At 62.9% G+C, this 16736-nt stretch carries 18 protein-coding genes; 7 read left to right on the top strand and 11 right to left on the bottom strand.

The features are described from left to right. Positions 1-28 precede the first annotated feature (28 nt). Both C5J26_RS26925 and C5J26_RS26930 read right to left on the bottom strand, forming a co-directional pair. Entirely contained in the window at positions 29-1204 is a 1176-nt protein-coding gene (locus C5J26_RS26925; protein WP_105404562.1) for a multidrug effflux MFS transporter, read from the bottom strand. A gap of 22 nt (positions 1205-1226) precedes the next feature. Further along, positions 1227-1730: a MarR family winged helix-turn-helix transcriptional regulator gene (locus C5J26_RS26930; protein WP_371681954.1), complete on the bottom strand. Its 504-nt coding sequence runs from the start codon at positions 1728-1730 to the stop codon at positions 1227-1229. Positions 1731-1844: 114 nt separating this feature from the next. Between C5J26_RS26930 and C5J26_RS26935 the strand changes: the two genes are divergently transcribed. Continuing rightward, positions 1845-2486 carry a LysE family translocator gene (locus C5J26_RS26935; protein WP_105404563.1) on the top strand — a complete coding sequence of 214 codons (642 nt, stop codon included), beginning with the start codon at positions 1845-1847 and terminating at the stop codon, positions 2484-2486. A gap of 27 nt (positions 2487-2513) precedes the next feature. Here C5J26_RS26935 and C5J26_RS26940 read toward each other — a convergent pair whose 3' ends face one another. Then, entirely contained in the window at positions 2514-2936 is a 423-nt protein-coding gene (locus C5J26_RS26940) for a hypothetical protein (protein ID WP_105404564.1), read from the bottom strand. Positions 2937-3125: 189 nt separating this feature from the next. Between C5J26_RS26940 and C5J26_RS26945 the strand changes: the two genes are divergently transcribed. The 5 genes from C5J26_RS26945 to ppa all read left to right on the top strand — a co-directional run bounded on the left by C5J26_RS26945 (position 3126) and on the right by ppa (position 8785). After that, positions 3126-5216, top strand: a complete 2091-nt coding sequence (locus C5J26_RS26945) for a M3 family metallopeptidase (RefSeq protein ID WP_105404621.1) — start codon at positions 3126-3128, stop codon at positions 5214-5216. A gap of 46 nt (positions 5217-5262) precedes the next feature. Continuing rightward, positions 5263-5508 (top strand): hypothetical protein, encoded by a 246-nt coding sequence (locus tag C5J26_RS26950; protein ID WP_245441292.1) that lies wholly within the window; start codon positions 5263-5265, stop codon positions 5506-5508. Positions 5509-5570: 62 nt separating this feature from the next. Next, complete coding sequence (typA, locus tag C5J26_RS26955; RefSeq protein ID WP_105404622.1) at positions 5571-7394, top strand: translational GTPase TypA; 1824 nt, start codon at positions 5571-5573, stop codon at positions 7392-7394. Between the two features lie 203 nt (positions 7395-7597). Further along, entirely contained in the window at positions 7598-8104 is a 507-nt protein-coding gene (locus C5J26_RS26960; protein WP_105404565.1) for a GNAT family N-acetyltransferase, read from the top strand. Positions 8105-8251: 147 nt separating this feature from the next. Beyond that, complete coding sequence (gene ppa / locus C5J26_RS26965) at positions 8252-8785, top strand: inorganic diphosphatase (RefSeq protein ID WP_037081533.1); 534 nt, start codon at positions 8252-8254, stop codon at positions 8783-8785. Positions 8786-8789: 4 nt separating this feature from the next. Here ppa and C5J26_RS26970 read toward each other — a convergent pair whose 3' ends face one another. Both C5J26_RS26970 and C5J26_RS26975 read right to left on the bottom strand, forming a co-directional pair. Then, positions 8790-9104: a DUF167 domain-containing protein gene (locus tag C5J26_RS26970; protein WP_105404566.1), complete on the bottom strand. Its 315-nt coding sequence runs from the start codon at positions 9102-9104 to the stop codon at positions 8790-8792. After that, positions 9101-9391: a YggT family protein gene (locus tag C5J26_RS26975; RefSeq protein WP_037081547.1), complete on the bottom strand. Its 291-nt coding sequence runs from the start codon at positions 9389-9391 to the stop codon at positions 9101-9103. Before C5J26_RS26975 ends, C5J26_RS26970 begins: the two co-directional genes overlap by 4 nt. A 141-nt stretch (positions 9392-9532) precedes the next feature. On the opposite strand from C5J26_RS26975, the gene C5J26_RS26980 reads away from it, so the two are divergent. Beyond that, complete coding sequence (locus C5J26_RS26980; protein WP_105404567.1) at positions 9533-10792, top strand: MFS transporter; 1260 nt, start codon at positions 9533-9535, stop codon at positions 10790-10792. On the opposite strand, the gene C5J26_RS26985 is transcribed toward C5J26_RS26980, so the two are convergent. The 6 genes from C5J26_RS26985 to hemC form a co-directional block, all read right to left on the bottom strand. Further along, a complete protein-coding gene (locus C5J26_RS26985; RefSeq protein ID WP_371681955.1) occupies positions 10780-11562 on the bottom strand; it encodes a glutamine amidotransferase in 783 nt (260 codons plus the stop codon). The genes C5J26_RS26980 and C5J26_RS26985 overlap by 13 nt on opposite strands. Positions 11563-11575: 13 nt before the next feature. Continuing rightward, the gene (locus C5J26_RS26990; RefSeq protein ID WP_105404568.1) at positions 11576-12055 is read right to left on the bottom strand and encodes a TerB family tellurite resistance protein; all 480 of its coding nucleotides are present in this window, start codon (positions 12053-12055) and stop codon (positions 11576-11578) included. Between the two features lie 22 nt (positions 12056-12077). Continuing rightward, entirely contained in the window at positions 12078-13703 is a 1626-nt protein-coding gene (locus C5J26_RS26995; protein ID WP_105404569.1) for a heme biosynthesis protein HemY, read from the bottom strand. A 15-nt stretch (positions 13704-13718) separates the two neighbouring features. After that, positions 13719-14969 (bottom strand): mitofilin family membrane protein, encoded by a 1251-nt coding sequence (locus tag C5J26_RS27000; protein WP_105404570.1) that lies wholly within the window; start codon positions 14967-14969, stop codon positions 13719-13721. 90 nt (positions 14970-15059) lie between these two features. After that, positions 15060-15770 carry a uroporphyrinogen-III synthase gene (locus C5J26_RS27005; RefSeq protein ID WP_172746105.1) on the bottom strand — a complete coding sequence of 237 codons (711 nt, stop codon included), beginning with the start codon at positions 15768-15770 and terminating at the stop codon, positions 15060-15062. 4 nt (positions 15771-15774) lie between these two features. Continuing rightward, a complete protein-coding gene (hemC, locus tag C5J26_RS27010; protein WP_105404624.1) occupies positions 15775-16704 on the bottom strand; it encodes a hydroxymethylbilane synthase in 930 nt (309 codons plus the stop codon). Positions 16705-16736: the final 32 nt, after the last annotated feature.

Here is a 16736-nt window from a genome sequence, read left to right on the forward strand (position 1 = left end):
GCCTGCCCGAAAGGGGAGGCGGGTTTTTTCATGCCCGGCGGCTGGCCATCCGGAAACCGATGTAACCGAGCACGGCGATCAGGTGCATGGTGGGAATGACGATGCCGAAGGCCGGCAGCGGCGAGCCGATCGAGGCGGCGGCGACGCCGCCCACGAAGCCGGCGCCCATCTGGATGAAGCCCATCATTGCCGATGCCGACCCGGCAATATGCGGGAAGGGAATGAGGCCCGCGGCGGTCATGTAGGGCGACACGAAGGCGATCCCGAAGGCGCACATCGCAACCGGCACCATGACCGACAGAAACGACGGCGGCAGGTAGTGGACCGAAAGGGCCATGACGAGGCCGCCGCAGCCGCTGAAGATCAGCCCGACCAGGGGAGCGCGTTCGGCGGGCAACCACCTCGATATGACCCGGAGGCAGACCGAACCCATCAGGAAGAAGCCGGATTGCATCAGCATGCTCAGGCCGAACTGGGTTGGCGTCAGCCCGACCTTCTCGATCAGGATGAACGGCAGCACGGCCGCCTGGGCATACATCGAGCCCACCGCGCCGGCCAGAACGACCGCGGTGAACAGGAAGCGGGGCAAGGCGACGATTTCCGCATAGGCCTGGACGAGCCGCAGCGGCTTCAGCCGGCTGCGATCCGGCACGGTCGTCTCCTTGAGGCAGACGGTGGAGAGAAAAACGAGCAGGGCGCCGAAGCCGACCATCAGCAGGAATACCGATCGCCAGCCGAAGGCGGCGAGTGCAAGGCCGCCGATCGTCGGACCGAGGGACGGCCCGATCGCCAGGATGATGCCCATGGTGTTGATGATCCGCGCCGCGTCGCCGCCGTTGAACTGGTCCCGCACGATGGCACGCGACACGGTGATGCCGACCGAAGCGCCGATACCCTGGATCAGGCGGCCGGCGAGCACCCATTCGACCGTCGGAGCAAAGGCCGCAAGCAGAGAACCGGCAAGATAGATGAGCAGGAAGCTCAGCGAGGCAGACTTGCGGCCGAAGGCATCGGAGACGGGCCCGGCGACCAGCTGCGCCAGCGCAAAGCCCGCGAAATAGAGCGACAGCGACATCTTGATCGCCGCTTCCGTGGTGTCGAAGGCGCGCACCAGTTCCGGCATCGCCGGCGTATAGATCGCCATGGAAATCGGCCCGATCGCCGTCAGGAGGGCGCCGATGATCGTGGTTCGGCGTTCGCTCATCCGAGCGGGGATAGGCGGCATGTTATCGGCTTTCATCAGGTGCAGTCTGCAGTGCGGCGGAGGGGACGGCGGCTTGCAGGTTGGCGTTGAACAGGGTCAGCGCCTCGCGCAGGATCCGGTTGTCTTCCTCGCTGAGGCCTTCGGTCGCCTGGCCAAGGATGGCGTTCAATTCGTTGCGGATCGAACCGATCATCTCGCTGGAAGTCTCGGTGAGATTGATCCGCTTGGCGCGCCGGTCAGCGGAGCATTGCTGCCTTTCGACCAACCCGAGTGCCTCCAGCTTGTCGAGATAGGCGCAGAGCGTCATCGGCTCGACGCCCATGCGGGCGGCGATGTCGAGCTGGCGGCTGCCGTCGAGAGCCGCGATGTTGATCAGGGCGCGAGCTTCGCCGGGTGTCAACCCCAGGCCTGCCTGGGCGATGCGGCGCTCGAAGGCGGCACGCAGCAGTCGGGCACTGTCGACGATCAGGAACCCCAGAATATCCATATGCTTTTCGGCATCCTTTGCCTCGTCGTCGAATTTCATAAGGCACGCTTACTATCTTTCGGGTGCGAGGCAAACGGAAAAGGGGGACGCTGGTTGCATTGACACCGGTAAAACCGGAGGCGAGATTGTCGCAGCCTTCCGACGGAGACCATGATGTCATCATCGCTGCTTGCCGGCGCCTTTTTCGCGGCGCTTGCCTATACGCTCATTCCCGGGCCGGCATTCCTGGCGCTGCTCGGCATCGGTGCCGGGCAGGGAAGGCAGGCCGGGGCCTTCTTCATGGGCGGCCATCTGGCGGGGGACATCCTGTGGTCCGGACTGGCGCTGGTGGCGATCATCGGCGCCAAGACGGTCGGCACCACCCTCTTCGACATACTCGGGGTTTTCTGCGGGCTCTATCTCGGCTGGATCGGCTGGAGCGCATTGCGGGCGAAACCGAAGGAGGACGGCGGCGCTCTGGTGACGGTCGAAAAACCGCTGCGGCGCGGGCTGATCTTCGGCCTGACGAACCCCAAGGGATATCCGGTGGCGCTGGCGACGTTCACCGCGCTGCTCGCAAGTTCTGCCGATGCACTGGATTTCAGCGCGCTGCCGCTTCTTCTCGCCGTGTCGCTGATCGGGTTCCTGACCGCCGATCTGGTGCTGATCGGGATTATCGGCGCCGGCGTGGTGCGGCGTTTCTATCGGAAACACGAGAGGGTGATCGTCCGGCTTTCCGGACTGCTGTTCATCGGCTTTGCGGTGCAGGCGCTCTGGCACTCGGCACCGGGCCTGTTCGGCTATCGGCGGGCCTGAAGGTGGGATGCGGCTAAGCTTTGCCGATCAGACTTCGATGAAGGCCATGACTGCGCGAAGGACGTTGGCGCGGGACGTATCGCCGAGCGACATGGCGATTTCAAGCTGGTTGCGGTAATAGTCGTGGAAGTTGAAGCCGGTTTCGTCGGTGACCTGCGACAGGTCCATCAACTGTCCTTGAGCATCGACGGCGTGTGTTGGAAGTTCTTCGGACAGCGTTATGTATGTGTCCTGGTCGATCTTGCCGGCCTGATAGTTTTCAAGCGCGAGCGCGCGCAGATCGCGCGGGGTGATCGCCGAAAAATCAATCGGCGATTCATCCGCGTCGGGCACCTGAAAGGTGATCTGGCTCTGCCGACTTCCATGCTCGGAAGATTTCTCGACCTTGTTGTTTCGAGAATGGTCTCTTTGCAGTAAGTTGGTAGACCAGCGCAAGGAACTGATTTCCATGGCTATATCCTGTTTCATCGGATACTGGGCCAAAAGTACCTTTGATTACTGCACTGCGTCAAATGGTTAATAACCGTTAATTGTTGTGTATGATTTCTTGCTGAAAAACGAAAATGGACGGGCGCATACCCATTCCCGCCGCCTTCTCCTATATGAATGGCGAAGCATCGTTATGAAGGATATATATTCATGTCTTCTAATCTTCTGGTGAACCCCGCTCTGGTGGACTGGAACGGTCATCACGGCCTGCCGCGCTTCGATCAGGTGAAGGACGAGGACTTCGCTCCCGGCTTCGACGCAGCGCTTGCCGCCCACGAAGCGGAGATCGATGCGATCGCCAACAATCCGGAAGAGCCGACCTTTACCAACACGGTCGTTGCCCTGGAGACCGCAGGCGATGCCCTGTCGCGCGTTTCGGCGCTGTTCTGGGGCAAGGCCGGTGCCCATACCAACGAGAATATCCAGGCACTCGAGCGCGAGATCGCGCCAAAAATGTCCCGCCATTATTCGAAGATCGGCATGAATGCGGCGCTGTTTGCCCGCATCGATACGCTCTGGGACAATCGCAAGGAACTGGGCCTGACGCTCGAGGAAGAGCGGGTGCTGGAACGTCACTGGAAGGGTTTCGTCAAGGCCGGCGCCAAGCTTGCCAAGGCCGAGCAGGAGCGGCTTGCCGATATCAACGAGAAACTTGCCGGGCTCGGCGCCAAGTTCGGCCAGAACGTTCTGGGCGACGAGAAAAGCTGGTCGCTGAAATTGTCCGACGAGGCCGAGCTCGACGGCCTGCCGGCGTTCCTGCGCGATGCCATGGCATCCGCGGCCCGCGAACGCGGCGAGGCGGACGGCTATATGGTGACGCTGTCGCGCTCGATCATCGAACCGTTCCTCACCTTCTCGACCCGCCGGGACCTGCGCGAACAGGCTTTCAGGGCCTGGGCGGCGCGCGGACAAAACGGCGGCGAGACCGACAATCTCGGGATCGTGCGCGAAACGCTGGCGCTGCGGGCGGAAAAGGCAAAACTGCTCGGATACGAAAATTTCGCGGCCTACAAGCTCGACAACACAATGGCGAAGACGTCCGATGCGGTGAATACGCTGCTCCGCCAGGTCTGGGACAAGGCGCGCTCCAAGGCGCTGGAGGAAGAGGCGAGCCTTGGCGGCCTGATCGCCGAGGAGGGCAAGAACCACGAGGTCATGCCGTGGGACTGGCGTTATTATGCCGAGAAGCTGCGGCAGCGGACCTTCGATTTCTCCGAAACCGAACTGAAGCCCTATCTGCAGCTCGAAAAGATCATCGAGGCCTGCTTCGATGTCGCCGATCGCCTGTTCGGCATCAAGGCGGTCGAGGTGAAGGGTGTTTCGGCCTACCATCCGGATGTGCGGGTGTTCGAGGTCCGCGACCGGGACGGTTTTCTGAAGGCGCTGTTCCTCGGCGATTATTTCGCCCGGTCCTCGAAGCGCTCCGGCGCCTGGATGAATTCCCTCCAGTCGCAGCATAAGCTGCCGCTGAAGAACGGCGCGACAGGCGAGCTGCCGATCATTTACAACGTCTGCAATTTTGCCAAGCCCGCCGAAGGCAAGCCGGCCTTGCTGTCGATCGACGACGCCCGCACCCTGTTCCACGAATTCGGCCACGCGCTGCACGGCATGCTGTCGGATGTCACCTATCCGTCGGTCTCCGGCACCGGCGTGTCGCGCGATTTCGTCGAACTGCCGTCGCAGCTTTACGAGCATTGGCTGACCGTGCCGGAAATCCTGGAAAAATATGCCGTGCATTACGAAACCGGCAAGCCGATGCCGAAGGCGCTGCTCGACAAGGTGCTGGCGGCCCGCACCTTCAACGCCGGTTTCGCGACGGTGGAATTCACCTCCTCGGCGCTGGTGGACATGGCGTTTCATACCCGCGGAGCGGTCGAAGATCCGATGGCGGTGCAGAAGGAAGTGCTCGACGAGATCGGCATGCCGGCCTCGATCGTCATGCGCCACGCGACGCCGCATTTCCAGCACGTGTTTTCGGGTGACGGTTATTCGGCGGGCTACTATTCCTACATGTGGTCGGAAGTGCTCGATGCGGACGCCTTCTCCGCCTTCGAGGAAACCGGCAACGCCTTCGATCCGGTCATGGCGCGCAAGCTCAAGAACAACATCTACTCCGTCGGGGGCTCGATAGATCCGGAAGAGACCTACAAGGCGTTCCGCGGAAAGTTGCCGGACCCGAAGGCGATGCTGAAGAAAAAGGGCCTCGCGATGGTCGAGGAGCTTTCCGGCAGCGACGCCTGAGCGCGTTGCGATTCCGAGTCTTCCGGGATAGAATAGGGCCGAAGATTTGCCGATCATCGGCCTGTCATGCGGCGGCCGTAATACCGTAGCGCCAGATCGCAACATCGATCTGGCGGCAGTCGCGCGGGGGTCGATCTGGCTCGGTGTCGCCATGGCCTTCATTGCAATCGTGGCGACCACCCTCCTGCCGCTCCTCTTGGCCACCGTCTTGAGGCGCAGCGGGCTGGTGGCGAAACAGCTATCAACCATCATCGCGCTCACCCCTTTCGCAAATGCGAAAAACAGGGTATGAGGCCGCAAAACGAATTGGGTGCCGCCTCCCGTTGCCGCGCCAAGAGCTCAGAGATTCAAAACATGAAAATGCGAAATATCGCGATCATCGCACACGTCGACCATGGGAAGACCACTCTTGTCGACGAACTCCTGAAGCAGTCCGGCTCGTTCCGTGACAACCAGCGCACCACCGAGCGCATGATGGACAGCAACGATCTCGAAAAAGAACGTGGCATCACCATTCTTGCCAAGGCGACCTCGATCGAGTGGAAGGGCGTTCGCGTCAACATCGTCGACACCCCCGGCCACGCCGACTTCGGCGGCGAAGTCGAGCGCATTCTCTCAATGGTGGACGGCGCGATCGTTCTCGTCGACTCCTCGGAAGGCCCGATGCCGCAGACCAAGTTCGTGGTCGGCAAGGCGCTGAAGGTCGGCCTTCGCCCGATCGTCGCGATCAACAAGATCGACCGTCCGGACGGCCGCCACGAGGAAGTCATCAACGAAGTCTTCGACCTCTTCGCCAATCTCGACGCCACCGACGAACAGCTCGATTTCCCGATCCTCTACGGTTCCGGTCGCGATGGCTGGATGAACGTCAATCCGGAAGGCCCGAAGGATGAGGGGCTCGCCCCGCTTCTCGACCTGGTGCTGAAGCACGTTCCCGAGCCGAGCGTCGGTGAAGAAGACGGCGCGTTCCGCATGATCGGCACGCTGCTCGAAGCCAACCCCTTCCTCGGCCGCATCATCACCGGCCGTATCCATTCCGGCTCGATCAAGCCGAACCAGCCCGTCAAGGTGCTGTCCCAGGACGGCAAGACGGTCGAAACCGGCCGTATCTCCAAGATCCTCGCCTTCCGCGGCATCGAGCGTACGCCGATCGACGAAGCGCATGCGGGCGATATCGTCGCCATTGCCGGCCTCTCAAAGGGCACCGTCGCCGACACGTTCTGCGATCCCTCGGTCACCGAGGCGCTGCATGCACAGCCGATCGACCCGCCGACCGTTACCATGTCCTTCCTCGTCAACGACAGCCCGCTTGCCGGCACCGAAGGCGACAAGGTGACGAGCCGCGTCATCCGCGACCGCCTGTTCAAGGAAGCCGAAGGCAATGTCGCGCTGAAGATCGAGGAAGCCGAGGGCAAGGATTCGTTCTACGTTTCCGGTCGTGGCGAATTGCAGCTCGCCGTCCTGATCGAAACCATGCGCCGCGAAGGTTTTGAGCTTGCCGTGTCGCGTCCGCGCGTCGTCATGCACAAGTCCGAGGACGGCACGCTGATGGAGCCGATCGAGGAAGTCGTCATCGACGTCGATGAGGAGCATTCCGGCGTCGTCGTGCAGAAGATGTCCGAGCGCAAGGCCGAAATGGCCGAGCTGCGTCCGTCCGGCGGCAGCCGCGTTCGCCTGGTATTCTTCGCGCCGACCCGCGGCCTGATCGGCTATCAGTCGGAACTGCTGACCGATACCCGCGGCACGGCGATCATGAACCGCCTGTTCCACGACTATCAGCCCTACAAGGGCGAGATCGGTGGCCGCACCAACGGCGTGCTCCTGTCCAACCAGTCCGGCGAAGCCGTTGCCTATGCGATGTTCAATCTGGAAGACCGTGGCCCGATGATCATCGAGCCGGGCGAAAAGGTCTATATGGGCATGATCATCGGCATTCACAGCAGAGACAACGACCTTGAGGTCAATGTCCTCAAGGGCAAGCAGCTGACCAACATCCGTTCTGCCGGCAAGGACGAAGCCGTCAGGCTGACCCCGCCGATCCGCATGACGCTCGACCGTGCGCTGTCCTGGATCCAGGACGACGAGCTGATGGAAGTGACGCCGAAGAACATCCGGCTGCGCAAGACCTATCTCGACGCCAACGACCGCAAGCGCTTCGGCAAGGCGAAAATCGCCTGATTTCGACAGCATGCTCTGAGCCTTTCAAAACCCGGCAGAAATGCCGGGTTTTTTTCTGTGCCTGAGACCCGGCCGCCCTTGTCGCAAAGGTTAAAAACACGTTAACGTTGCCGCGTCGTCCACATGAGAAGTCTGTGGGCAATCCGCTCTACACACATTGGTGGAATGGCGGATTGCCAGCATCAGGGCCTAGAGTAAACGTTATGAAAACGTTATCGATCGATGTCCGGCGGGCCGACCCGCAAGACGCTCGCGCCATTTCCGAGGCGCACCGCCAGGCATGGACCCAGGCCTATGCAGGCCTCATTCCCCACAAGCCGCTGACCCAGATGCTGGAGCGCCGGGGCGAGGCATGGTGGCGCAAGGCGACCCGCGGACCCGCGACCCTGCTGGTGCTCGATGTCGCCGACCAGGTCGCCGGTTACGCCACGATCGGCCTCAACCGGGCCCGTGCCCTGCCTTATGACGGCGAGGTCTACGAAATCTATCTGCGTCCGGAATTTCAGGGCATCGGCCTTGGCCGCCGTCTGTTCGGCGAAAGCCGCCGGCTCCTGAAGTCGCTCGGCTGCGAAGGTCTCGTCGTCTGGTGCCTGGAGGACAGCGAGCACGCGGCGCGTTTCTTCCGCCGGCACGGCGGCGTGGACCTTGCCGAAGGCATGGAGGATTTTGGCGGCACTCAGCTTCGCAAGATCGGTTTCGTCTGGTCCTGAACGGTCCGCCTCCAACTCCCTGAATTTGAAAGATTTCTAGTGTTGCGGCGCGTATTGCGGTTCAACATTGGCGTCAAAGCCTTGTTGCCTTGCAGCATGATTCCCGCTATCGACGCTTAACTTTGTTGAACCTCATCGGGGACCAGAATGCGTATCGATGCAATTTCCGTTGGCAAGAATCCGCCTGAAGACGTCAACGTCATCGTTGAAGTGCCGGTCGGCGGCCAGCCGATCAAGTACGAAATGGACAAGGAAGCCGGCGCTCTCGTCGTCGACCGCTTCCTCTACACGCCGATGACCTATCCGGGCAATTACGGCTTCGTACCGCATACGCTTTCGGAAGACGGCGACCCGATCGACGTCCTCATCTGCAACACCCGCCCGCTGGTTCCGGGCTGCGTCATCAACGTGCGCCCGATCGGCGTGATGATCATGGAAGACGACGGCGGCAAGGACGAGAAGATCATCGCCGTGCCGGTTCCGAAGCTGACCCAGCGCTACGACAAGATCAAGAACTACACCGACATGCCCGAGATCACGCTGAAGCAGATCGAGCATTTCTTCGAGCACTACAAGGATCTGGAGCCCGGCAAATGGGTGAAGATCGGCGGCTGGCAGAATGTCGACGTGGCAAAGACGCTGATCATCGAAGCCATCGAGCGCTACAAGGCCCAGAAATAAGCCGTCAGGCCTTCAGGACCTTTTTGAATTTCTCCTCCAAATCCTCCGGGTCGCCATCGATCCGGAGGATTTTTTTGCGCGCGGTTTCGCCCGACAGGATCGAAATGGAGGATTTGGGAAGGCGGAACGTATCGGCCAGCAGCAAGATCAGCGCCTTGTTGGCCTTGCCGTCCTCCGGCACGGCGGTGACGCGTGCCTTCAGGAACACCTCGCCATCGGCAGCGGTCTCGATGCCCTCGACGGCATTGCGGCCCGAATTCGGCGTAAGCCGGATTGCGAGCCGCAGATGGTCGGAATGCTTGCTGTAGGCGCCGCTCACGCAACCAGCGGATAGATCGACGTCCACATCAGCGAGCGAATGAAGAAGATGATCAGGAGCAGGATGACGGGCGAGATATCGATGCCGCCGAGGTCCGGCATGATGCGACGGATGGGACGCAGCGCCGGCTCGGTGACGGCGAAGAGGAAACGGCCGATCGCATCGACGAACTGGTTTCTCGAATTGATGACGTTGAAGGCATAGAGCCACGAGAAGATGGCGCTGGCGATCAGCACCCAGGTATAGAGGTTCAAGGCCAAATCGATGGTCTGAAACAGGGCGAGCATTAACGTCTCCATTTCTTTGTTGACAGACATGTAGACATTGGCGAACTAACGGGCAAGTGCCGCGCCCGCGCCTCATCCGATTCATGTTTAACGGGCGGCGGGCACGCTGCCGGCTTCCGGCTCCGCTGAAAGTGTTGCCTCATGTCCATTTCTGCCTCGGGCGATCGTTTCGCCGCCTTCCGGCACTCATCTTATACTCGCTTCTTCTTTTCCCGACTTTTCTCGGCTTTTGCGATCCAGATCATCAGCGTCGCGGTCGGCTGGCAGATGTACGACGAGACGAGCAATCCGCTCTATCTCGGCCTGATCGGCCTTTTCCAGTTCCTGCCGTCGCTGCTCCTGATCCTCGTCACCGGTTCGGTCGCTGACCGTTATAACCGACGCGCGATCATGGCGATCTGCATGGTGGTCGGGGCGCTCTGCGCCGGCGCCCTTCTGGCTCTCACCGTCACCCATTCGTTTTCGCCCTGGCCGGTTTTCGGCATCCTGATCGTGTTCGGGATCGAACGGGCCTTCATGGGGCCGGCGGTCCAGTCGCTCGGTCCCAACCTGGTGCCGGAACAGGACCTGCCGAACGCAGTCGCCTGGAATTCCTCGTCCTGGCAGACGGCGGCGATCCTCGGCCCGGTTGCCGGCGGCCTGCTCTACGGCATCAGCGCGGTTTCTGCCTATTCGGTCGCACTGGTCTTCCTCGTCCTCGCCGCCGCCCTGGTGTTCATGATCCCGAAGCCTCCGCAGCGCAACGCTGCGGAAAAGGTGAGCTGGGGCCAGATCCTGGCCGGCTTCCACTTCATCTCGCGGGAAAAGATCGTGCTCGGAGCGATCTCGCTGGATCTCTTCGCGGTCCTGCTTGGCGGCGCGGTGGCGCTGATGCCGATCTTTGCGCGTGACATTCTCGAACTCGGCCCCTGGGGCCTCGGCATGCTGCGGGCAGCACCGGGCGTCGGGGCGATCGTCGTCGCGATCTACCTCGCCTTCTATCCGATCCGCCACCATGCCGGTCTGGCGATGTTCATCGGCGTCGGGCTGTTCGGCCTCGGCACGCTGATCTTCGGTCTCTCAGCGACGCCCTGGCTGTCGATCTCGGCGCTGATGCTGATGGGAGCGTCCGACATGATCTCGGTCTATGTGCGCGAGACGCTGATCGCGCTCTGGACGCCGGACGAGGTGCGCGGCCGGGTCAACGCGGTCAACATGGTGTTCGTCGGTGCGTCCAACGAGCTCGGGGAGTTCCGCGCGGGTACGATGGCCTCGATCTTCGGCGCCGTACCGGCCGTGGTCATCGGCGGTGTCGGCACGCTGGGCGTCGCGATCATCTGGGCCATGGGCTTCCCGAAGCTGCGCAGGATCGACAGTCTCGATGCGCCGGACCGGGAAGAGAGATCGGTTCAGCCGGCCTGAAGCGCCGGCTGTCGACCGTGTCCGATCTGTTCGCCGTCGGCCTGCGTGCCGTGGGCCTGCGGGTCGAAGACGAGATCGAGGAAATTCCAGAGCCATTCCTTGAGCGGCGCGTCGAAGATCATCCGGCCCTCTAGGTGGTCGCGGCCCGCCTGTGCATTCGGCATGGTGAAACGCTCGGCGCCATGCACGACCCAGCGCTGCATCATGGCCCGTGTCAGTTCCGCGTGGAACTGCAGGCCCCAGGCGTTGTCGCCGTAGCGGATCGCCTGGTTGGGATAAGCGTCGCCTTCGGCAAGCAGCTGCACGCCGCGCGGGATGTCGAAGCCTTCGCGGTGGAAGTGATAGACCATTTTCGGCCATTTCATCAGCAGCCGGCCGTGTTCGGTAGCGCGTAGCGGATACCAACCGATTTCGGTTAGGCCGTTTTTCTCCGCGGCGACCGTGCCGCCGAGATGGCGCACCATCATCTGGGCGCCGAGGCAGATGCCGAGATAGGGCTTGTTCTCCCTGAGTGGAACGCCGATCCAGTCGATCTCCGTCCTGACGAACGGATCCGGGTCGTTGGCGCTCATCGGCCCGCCGAAGATCACCGCGCCGGAGTGATCGGCCATGGTGTCCGGCAGGGGATCGCCGAGCACGGGGCGGCGGATATCGAGAGGGAAACCCTTGTCGGAAAGCATCTGGCCGACGCGCCCGGGCGACGAGCGCTCCTGGTGCAGCACGATGAGCACGGGAAGTTTTCGGGTATGACGGGAGGGAAACATCAGCATTTCAACAACGTCCTCAGTCTCCTCCCTCAACTCCTCCGGTTGCACGGGCGGCGGCCTGCTGACGCTCCAGAACCCTGTCGCGCGCCGAAACGCCCAGAAGATCGGCGATCCTCCAGATCACGTGATCTTCGATCTCGCTGCGCTGGCCGTCGGCATAAACGATATCCCAGAGGATGCCGAGAAGCTCGACGCGGTCCTCTTCGTCGACGAGATGTTTTCTAAGATCGGAAGTGAAGCGGTAATAGTCAACCGCCTCGCTGCCGGCCTGATGGCCGATCTCGATCAACGCCTTCAGGCGATCCTCGCTCAAGTCGTAACGTTCGCGCAGCAGGTCGCGAAACTTCTGCTGTTCCCGGGGCGAGACGTTGCCATCCGCCTCCATCACCTGGAAACAGAGCGCGACAAACGCCACCCGGGGGTCATCGGAGGCGAATTCCTGCGTATGGTGGGACCCTGTCAGAGTTTGGAGGAAGGCCTGAATGCGATCTAACATCTATCTCCAGGCCCTCGCCATTCTAGAACAGCCGGAGCCTCGTTGCGGGCTGCGCGGCATCGGGATCTTTCACACCCGGATCATCCGGCGGGCGGCCGAAAAAGGGAACGGGCTCCTCCTCATTTTCAGGGGATTTTCCGTCCTTCGGCGTCACATTCGCCGGGGCTGGTGTTTTTGCTGCAACAGCTAACTCCTTCTGAGCCGGCTTTGCCTCCTGCGGGGCTGGCTTGACCTCGACGAGAATGGGCTTCGGGGTCTCTTCTGTCGCGGTGTCGGCCTTCGCCTCGCTGACCGTGACAGGCGGCAGGCTGGCGATCGCGGTATCGGCCGCGAGCGAACCTTCCTCGACCGGGCCTTCGAGCTGGTCGAACGGCGCCTTCCACTCGAAAGCATCGAGCCGGCCGGTCACCGGAGAGAGCGGCAGCCATTTTTCCGAGACGAAACCATCGGCGACCCAGGCGGGGTCCCGCGGTGCGCGCAACGCTTGCGCCATCCAGTGGCGAACGCGGCCCTGGTCGCCGGTTTCGGCTTCCTCGATATCGGCGAGCAACAGGTAGACGGCCTCCCGCGGCTGCATGCGGGCGGCGGCTTCCGCCTTGGCACGCGCCTTCTTGAATTGCTGGGCATCGAGCGCGGCCTGGGCCACGGCCAGCAGCGATTCGACATTGTTCGGGCGCATCGCCTCGAGCTTTTCGGCGCGTTTCAGCCGATCCACGGTGCTGTCGCCGCTGCGGGCGCGGATATAGGCGCCGGCGATTTCCGGATGCGGCCCGAGCTTCCAGACACCTTCGAGGGTGGATGCCGCCTTGCGGACATTGTCCTCGCGCAGCCAGGCCTTGGCGGCGATGACTGCGGCGGGCACTAGATCCTTGGCGAGCTTCAAGGCCGCCATGGCATCGTCGCGGGCGCCCTTCGGATCGCCCTCCAGCCGATCGTTCGCCTTGGCCGTCAGAAGCACGGCCTTCCAGCGCTCGGCCTGCGGCTTTTCGAGGATATTGGCCATGCGCTGCTGGTCGAGCAGGCGGATCGCATCGTCCCAGCGGCCGGCCTGGCTGCGGGATTCGAGCGTCGCCTGGGCAGCCCAGGGCAGGTAGGGCGCATGCTCGACGGCTTTTTCCGCATATTGGCGGGCGGCCTCGTTGGCGCCGAGCCGGCGGGCTTCCATGTAGAGGCCACGCAGGCCCAGTTCGCGGGTTTCCGGATCCTCGGCCATCTGCTCGAACTTTTTGCGCGCTTCGTCGTGCTTGCCTTCGATCAAGGCTGCCTGGGCTTCGAGGAGATGTATCAATGGCTCCTGGTCTGCACTGATCAGCCCGCGGGTGCGAAGGCTCATCTTGCGGGCGAGCAGCGCATTGCCGGCACCGGCGGCGATCAAGCCGGTCGACAGCGCCTGGTAACCGCGGTCGCGCTTGCGGGCGCGAAAATAACGGCGGACGGAATAGGGCGAGGTCCAGATCACCCCGACGATCCACCAGAGGAGCATCGCAAGGCCGATCAGCGCGACCATGGCGGTCGCGGCCACCATCAGGCTCGTTTCGATCAGGTGGTCCTGCCAGGTGATGGAAATCAGGCCGGGGCGATCCGCAAGCCATGAGAAACCCCAGCCGAGAGCCAGCACCACAACGAGAAAAATGAAAAGTCTGACCATCCGGTTCTTCCGTCCTCAGCCTTGGGTGCCGGCGACGGCGCGCGTCAGCGTTCCGCCCACGAGATTTTCCACCTGAATGCGGGCATCGAGCTTCTGCTTGAAATCGCGCGAAACCGCCTTTGCCGGTTCCGGCAGCGCGTCCCATTCGCGGGCGGAGGCCTGGAGATCGCCGTTGCGCAGCGCATTTTCCATCCGGGCGACGACCGCATCCGGCGTTTCGCCCTGGACGTCGCCGACCCGGCGAACCTTGACCACCGACATGGCGGAGGAAAGCAGCCGGCTGGCAATGCCCTCGTTCGGGTCCGACTGGACGGTCGCCTCCAGCATGGCATCGGCAATGCGGGGGAAATCGCGCTGCAGCTCGGCGCGCGCGGGCACGCCGGCGGACGCGAACTTTTGCAGGTCGGCGACGGCGGGATCGTCACCGGCGACGGTCACGAAGGTCTGCAGTTCGGTTTCGAACGGGCCGCCGCGATCGATGCCGGCCTTGAGGGCGGCGGCTGCGACAGCGCGTGCGACCTGCTGTTCCGGGCCGCGGTCGTTCAGCTTGGCCTCGGCCTGGTCCAGGCGCTGGGCGAGACCGGAATCAGCGCTCGCCGCCGACTGGACGGTGGCGCGGAGCCGGTCGAGATCGGCCTTCAGGGCGCCAAGCGCCTGTTCGCTGGCACCGCTCGACGTGCGAGGCGCTGTTTCAAGCGCAGCAACCCGGCTGGCGAGCGAGGCATCGGGGGCAGCCGCTGCGGCAGGCCGGTTTCTGAGTGCTGCGATTTCCTGGCGCAGTTCGGCGAGTTCAGAGGTAAGGCCGGCCGTGTTCGAGGCGGCGGGAGCGGGCGTGGTGCCTGGAAGATAACCGGCATATTGCATGCTGCCGGCCAGCAGCAGCGCGACGATGCCGCCGAAAATGCCGGCCGCGATCAGCGTCGACGTGGCAGGGCTCGGACGTAGAGGCGTGGCGGATGTCGATTCTGGTTCTGGGGCCACGGTCGCGGGCTGCGGTTCGCTCTGGGCGGCGGCAGACCAGGGGTCGTCATAACGCGGCTCGTCTGTGGCCGAGGAGTTGGTAGCCGGTTCTTCCGTGGGCTCGGGCTTGGCCGGCTCTTCGGCTGTTGCGGAAACGTCTTCGGCGGGCTCCGCGGCACTCACCGTTTCGTCGGTGTCGTTGCTGCGGACGGGTTCGGTGACGACATCGGACTGCTCGGCGGTCAAGTCGATCGTGACCGGCTCCTTGTCCGTCTTGGATCGGCGGGGTGGTTGTTCCGGTACCATCTCGACCTCTTTTTGCATGCGCTCACAGGAAACTAGTGGGTGGGTCTTAGGAAAGAAAGGGGCGGGCGGGATTTTGGCGCCACACCTCGACTAAAGGAGTGCCAATACCCCATCCTCGTCAGGGTGGCTGGCGATCTTGATATTTCTATGAAATTCCCGCGGAATGATTTCGGCGACATTGTCGCTGAGGCAGAGGAACTGCAGGGACACGAGTTCCTGAAGGTGCGGCGCAGCGAAATCACAGAAAAGCCGGGCATTTTCCCGCGAATAGAGAAGCACGGCATCCGCCGGCGGATCGAGAAGAGTGCCGCGGATAAGAGCTTCATCGTAGGCTATGGGTGTCATTTCATAGATTTCGGCGGTGACGAACGGCACCGCCGCCACGTGCAGGCCATCTTCGAATTTTGGCGAACGCGGCTTGCCGGCAAGATAGAGCAGCGGAGCGTCGAACGAAGGTGCATCGCTTGCGATGATCTTTGCGAGTCCGGCGCCTGTGCCAGGCCCGCGGCGAATATTCCGGAAGCCGGCATCTTCGGCAGCCTTTGCCGTTGTTTCGCCGACGGCGTAGAGGGTTCGGCCGAGAAATGGGATGAGACGCTTGCCCAACGCGGACAGCACGCGCAAGGCTTCGGCGCTGGTGACGGCCAGCGCGGAATGGGGGTTGGCGAGCACGGCCTCGGCGATCTTCGGATGATGGATCGCCCTGGTCAGCGGCAGCAGGACCGGCTGATGGCCAAGGTTCTGCAGCCGTTCGGCGGTCCGGTGGGCAGAGCTTTCGGGGCGGGTAACGACGACCCGCATCGCTTTACGACCAGCCTTCGAAAAAATCGGCGCCGGCCGCCGCACGGACGGCTTCGCCGGCCTGGCGACCGAGTTTTTCCGCGTTGACGCGTTTGCCTTCGGTCTCGATCGAATGTTCCTTGCGGCCATCCGGTGTCAGGATGAGGCCTGAGAATTTCAGATGGTCGCCCTCGCAGATGGCGTAACCGCCGATCGGTGTGCGGCAGGAGCCGTCGAGCGCTGCCAGGAAGGCGCGTTCGCAGGAGACCGCGTCATAGGTCGGGCGGTCGTTGATCGGGTCGAGAAGCGCTTCGATGCGGGCGTCACTGACACGGCTTTCGACGCAGATCGCGCCCTGCGCCGGTGCAGGGGGAAAGTCCTGCGGGTCGAGCAGTTCGGTGACCACATCCTGCTTGGCGAGGCGCTTGAGGCCGGCATAGGCGAGCAGGGTCGCATCCACCTGGCCTTCGCTCAGCTTGCGCAGCCGCGTTTCGACGAGGCCGCGGAAGGTGATGACCTCGATGTCCGGGCGGATGCGGCGGATCAGCGCCTGGCGGCGTAGCGACGAGGAGCCGACGGTGGCGCCATCGGGAAGGGCGGCAAGCGTATGGGCGGTGCGGCCGATAAACGCATCGCGAAAATCCTCGCGGGGCAGGTAGGCGGCGAGACGCAGGCCGTCGGGCAGCTTGGTCGGCATGTCTTTCGAGGAATGGACGGCGAAATCGAGATCGCCGGAGATCAGCCCTTCCTCCAGTTCCTGGGTGAACAGGCCCTTGCCGCCGAGCTCGGTCAGCGCCCGGTCGGTGATCCGGTCGCCGGTGGTCGACAGCACGACGATCTCGAACATGTCCTCCGGCAGGCCATGCGCCGTCATCAGCCGTGCACGCGTTTCGGAAGCCTGTGCGAGCGCCAGCGGGCTGCCGCGCGTGCCGATCCGGAAAGGTTTTGTTTGCATCCGCGTCATTCCATTGTTACCGGAGGCTTTCG

Origin of the sequence: Neorhizobium sp. T7_12 (assembly GCF_002968535.1) — a bacterium.
GTDB classification, from domain to species: Bacteria; Pseudomonadota; Alphaproteobacteria; order Rhizobiales; family Rhizobiaceae; genus Neorhizobium; species Neorhizobium tomejilense.

Bases quoted from the DNA above. Each gene is read 5' to 3' on its own strand.
- C5J26_RS26925 (WP_105404562.1), bottom strand. From the start codon at position 1,204: ATGAGCGAACGCCGAACCACGATCATCGGCGCCCTCCTGACGGCGATC.
- C5J26_RS26930 (WP_371681954.1), bottom strand. From the start codon at position 1,730: ATGAAATTCGACGACGAGGCAAAGGATGCCGAAAAGCATATGGATATT.
- C5J26_RS26935 (WP_105404563.1), top strand. From the start codon at position 1,845: ATGTCATCATCGCTGCTTGCCGGCGCCTTTTTCGCGGCGCTTGCCTAT.
- C5J26_RS26940 (WP_105404564.1), bottom strand. From the start codon at position 2,936: ATGGAAATCAGTTCCTTGCGCTGGTCTACCAACTTACTGCAAAGAGAC.
- C5J26_RS26945 (WP_105404621.1), top strand. From the start codon at position 3,126: ATGTCTTCTAATCTTCTGGTGAACCCCGCTCTGGTGGACTGGAACGGT.
- typA (WP_105404622.1), top strand. From the start codon at position 5,571: ATGAAAATGCGAAATATCGCGATCATCGCACACGTCGACCATGGGAAG.
- C5J26_RS26960 (WP_105404565.1), top strand. From the start codon at position 7,598: ATGAAAACGTTATCGATCGATGTCCGGCGGGCCGACCCGCAAGACGCT.
- ppa (WP_037081533.1), top strand. From the start codon at position 8,252: ATGCGTATCGATGCAATTTCCGTTGGCAAGAATCCGCCTGAAGACGTC.
- C5J26_RS26975 (WP_037081547.1), bottom strand. From the start codon at position 9,391: ATGCTCGCCCTGTTTCAGACCATCGATTTGGCCTTGAACCTCTATACC.
- C5J26_RS26980 (WP_105404567.1), top strand. From the start codon at position 9,533: ATGTCCATTTCTGCCTCGGGCGATCGTTTCGCCGCCTTCCGGCACTCA.
- C5J26_RS26985 (WP_371681955.1), bottom strand. From the start codon at position 11,562: ATGCTGATGTTTCCCTCCCGTCATACCCGAAAACTTCCCGTGCTCATC.
- C5J26_RS26990 (WP_105404568.1), bottom strand. From the start codon at position 12,055: ATGTTAGATCGCATTCAGGCCTTCCTCCAAACTCTGACAGGGTCCCAC.
- C5J26_RS26995 (WP_105404569.1), bottom strand. From the start codon at position 13,703: ATGGTCAGACTTTTCATTTTTCTCGTTGTGGTGCTGGCTCTCGGCTGG.
- C5J26_RS27000 (WP_105404570.1), bottom strand. From the start codon at position 14,969: ATGGTACCGGAACAACCACCCCGCCGATCCAAGACGGACAAGGAGCCG.
- C5J26_RS27005 (WP_172746105.1), bottom strand. From the start codon at position 15,770: ATGCGGGTCGTCGTTACCCGCCCCGAAAGCTCTGCCCACCGGACCGCC.
- hemC (WP_105404624.1), bottom strand. From the start codon at position 16,704: ATGCAAACAAAACCTTTCCGGATCGGCACGCGCGGCAGCCCGCTGGCG.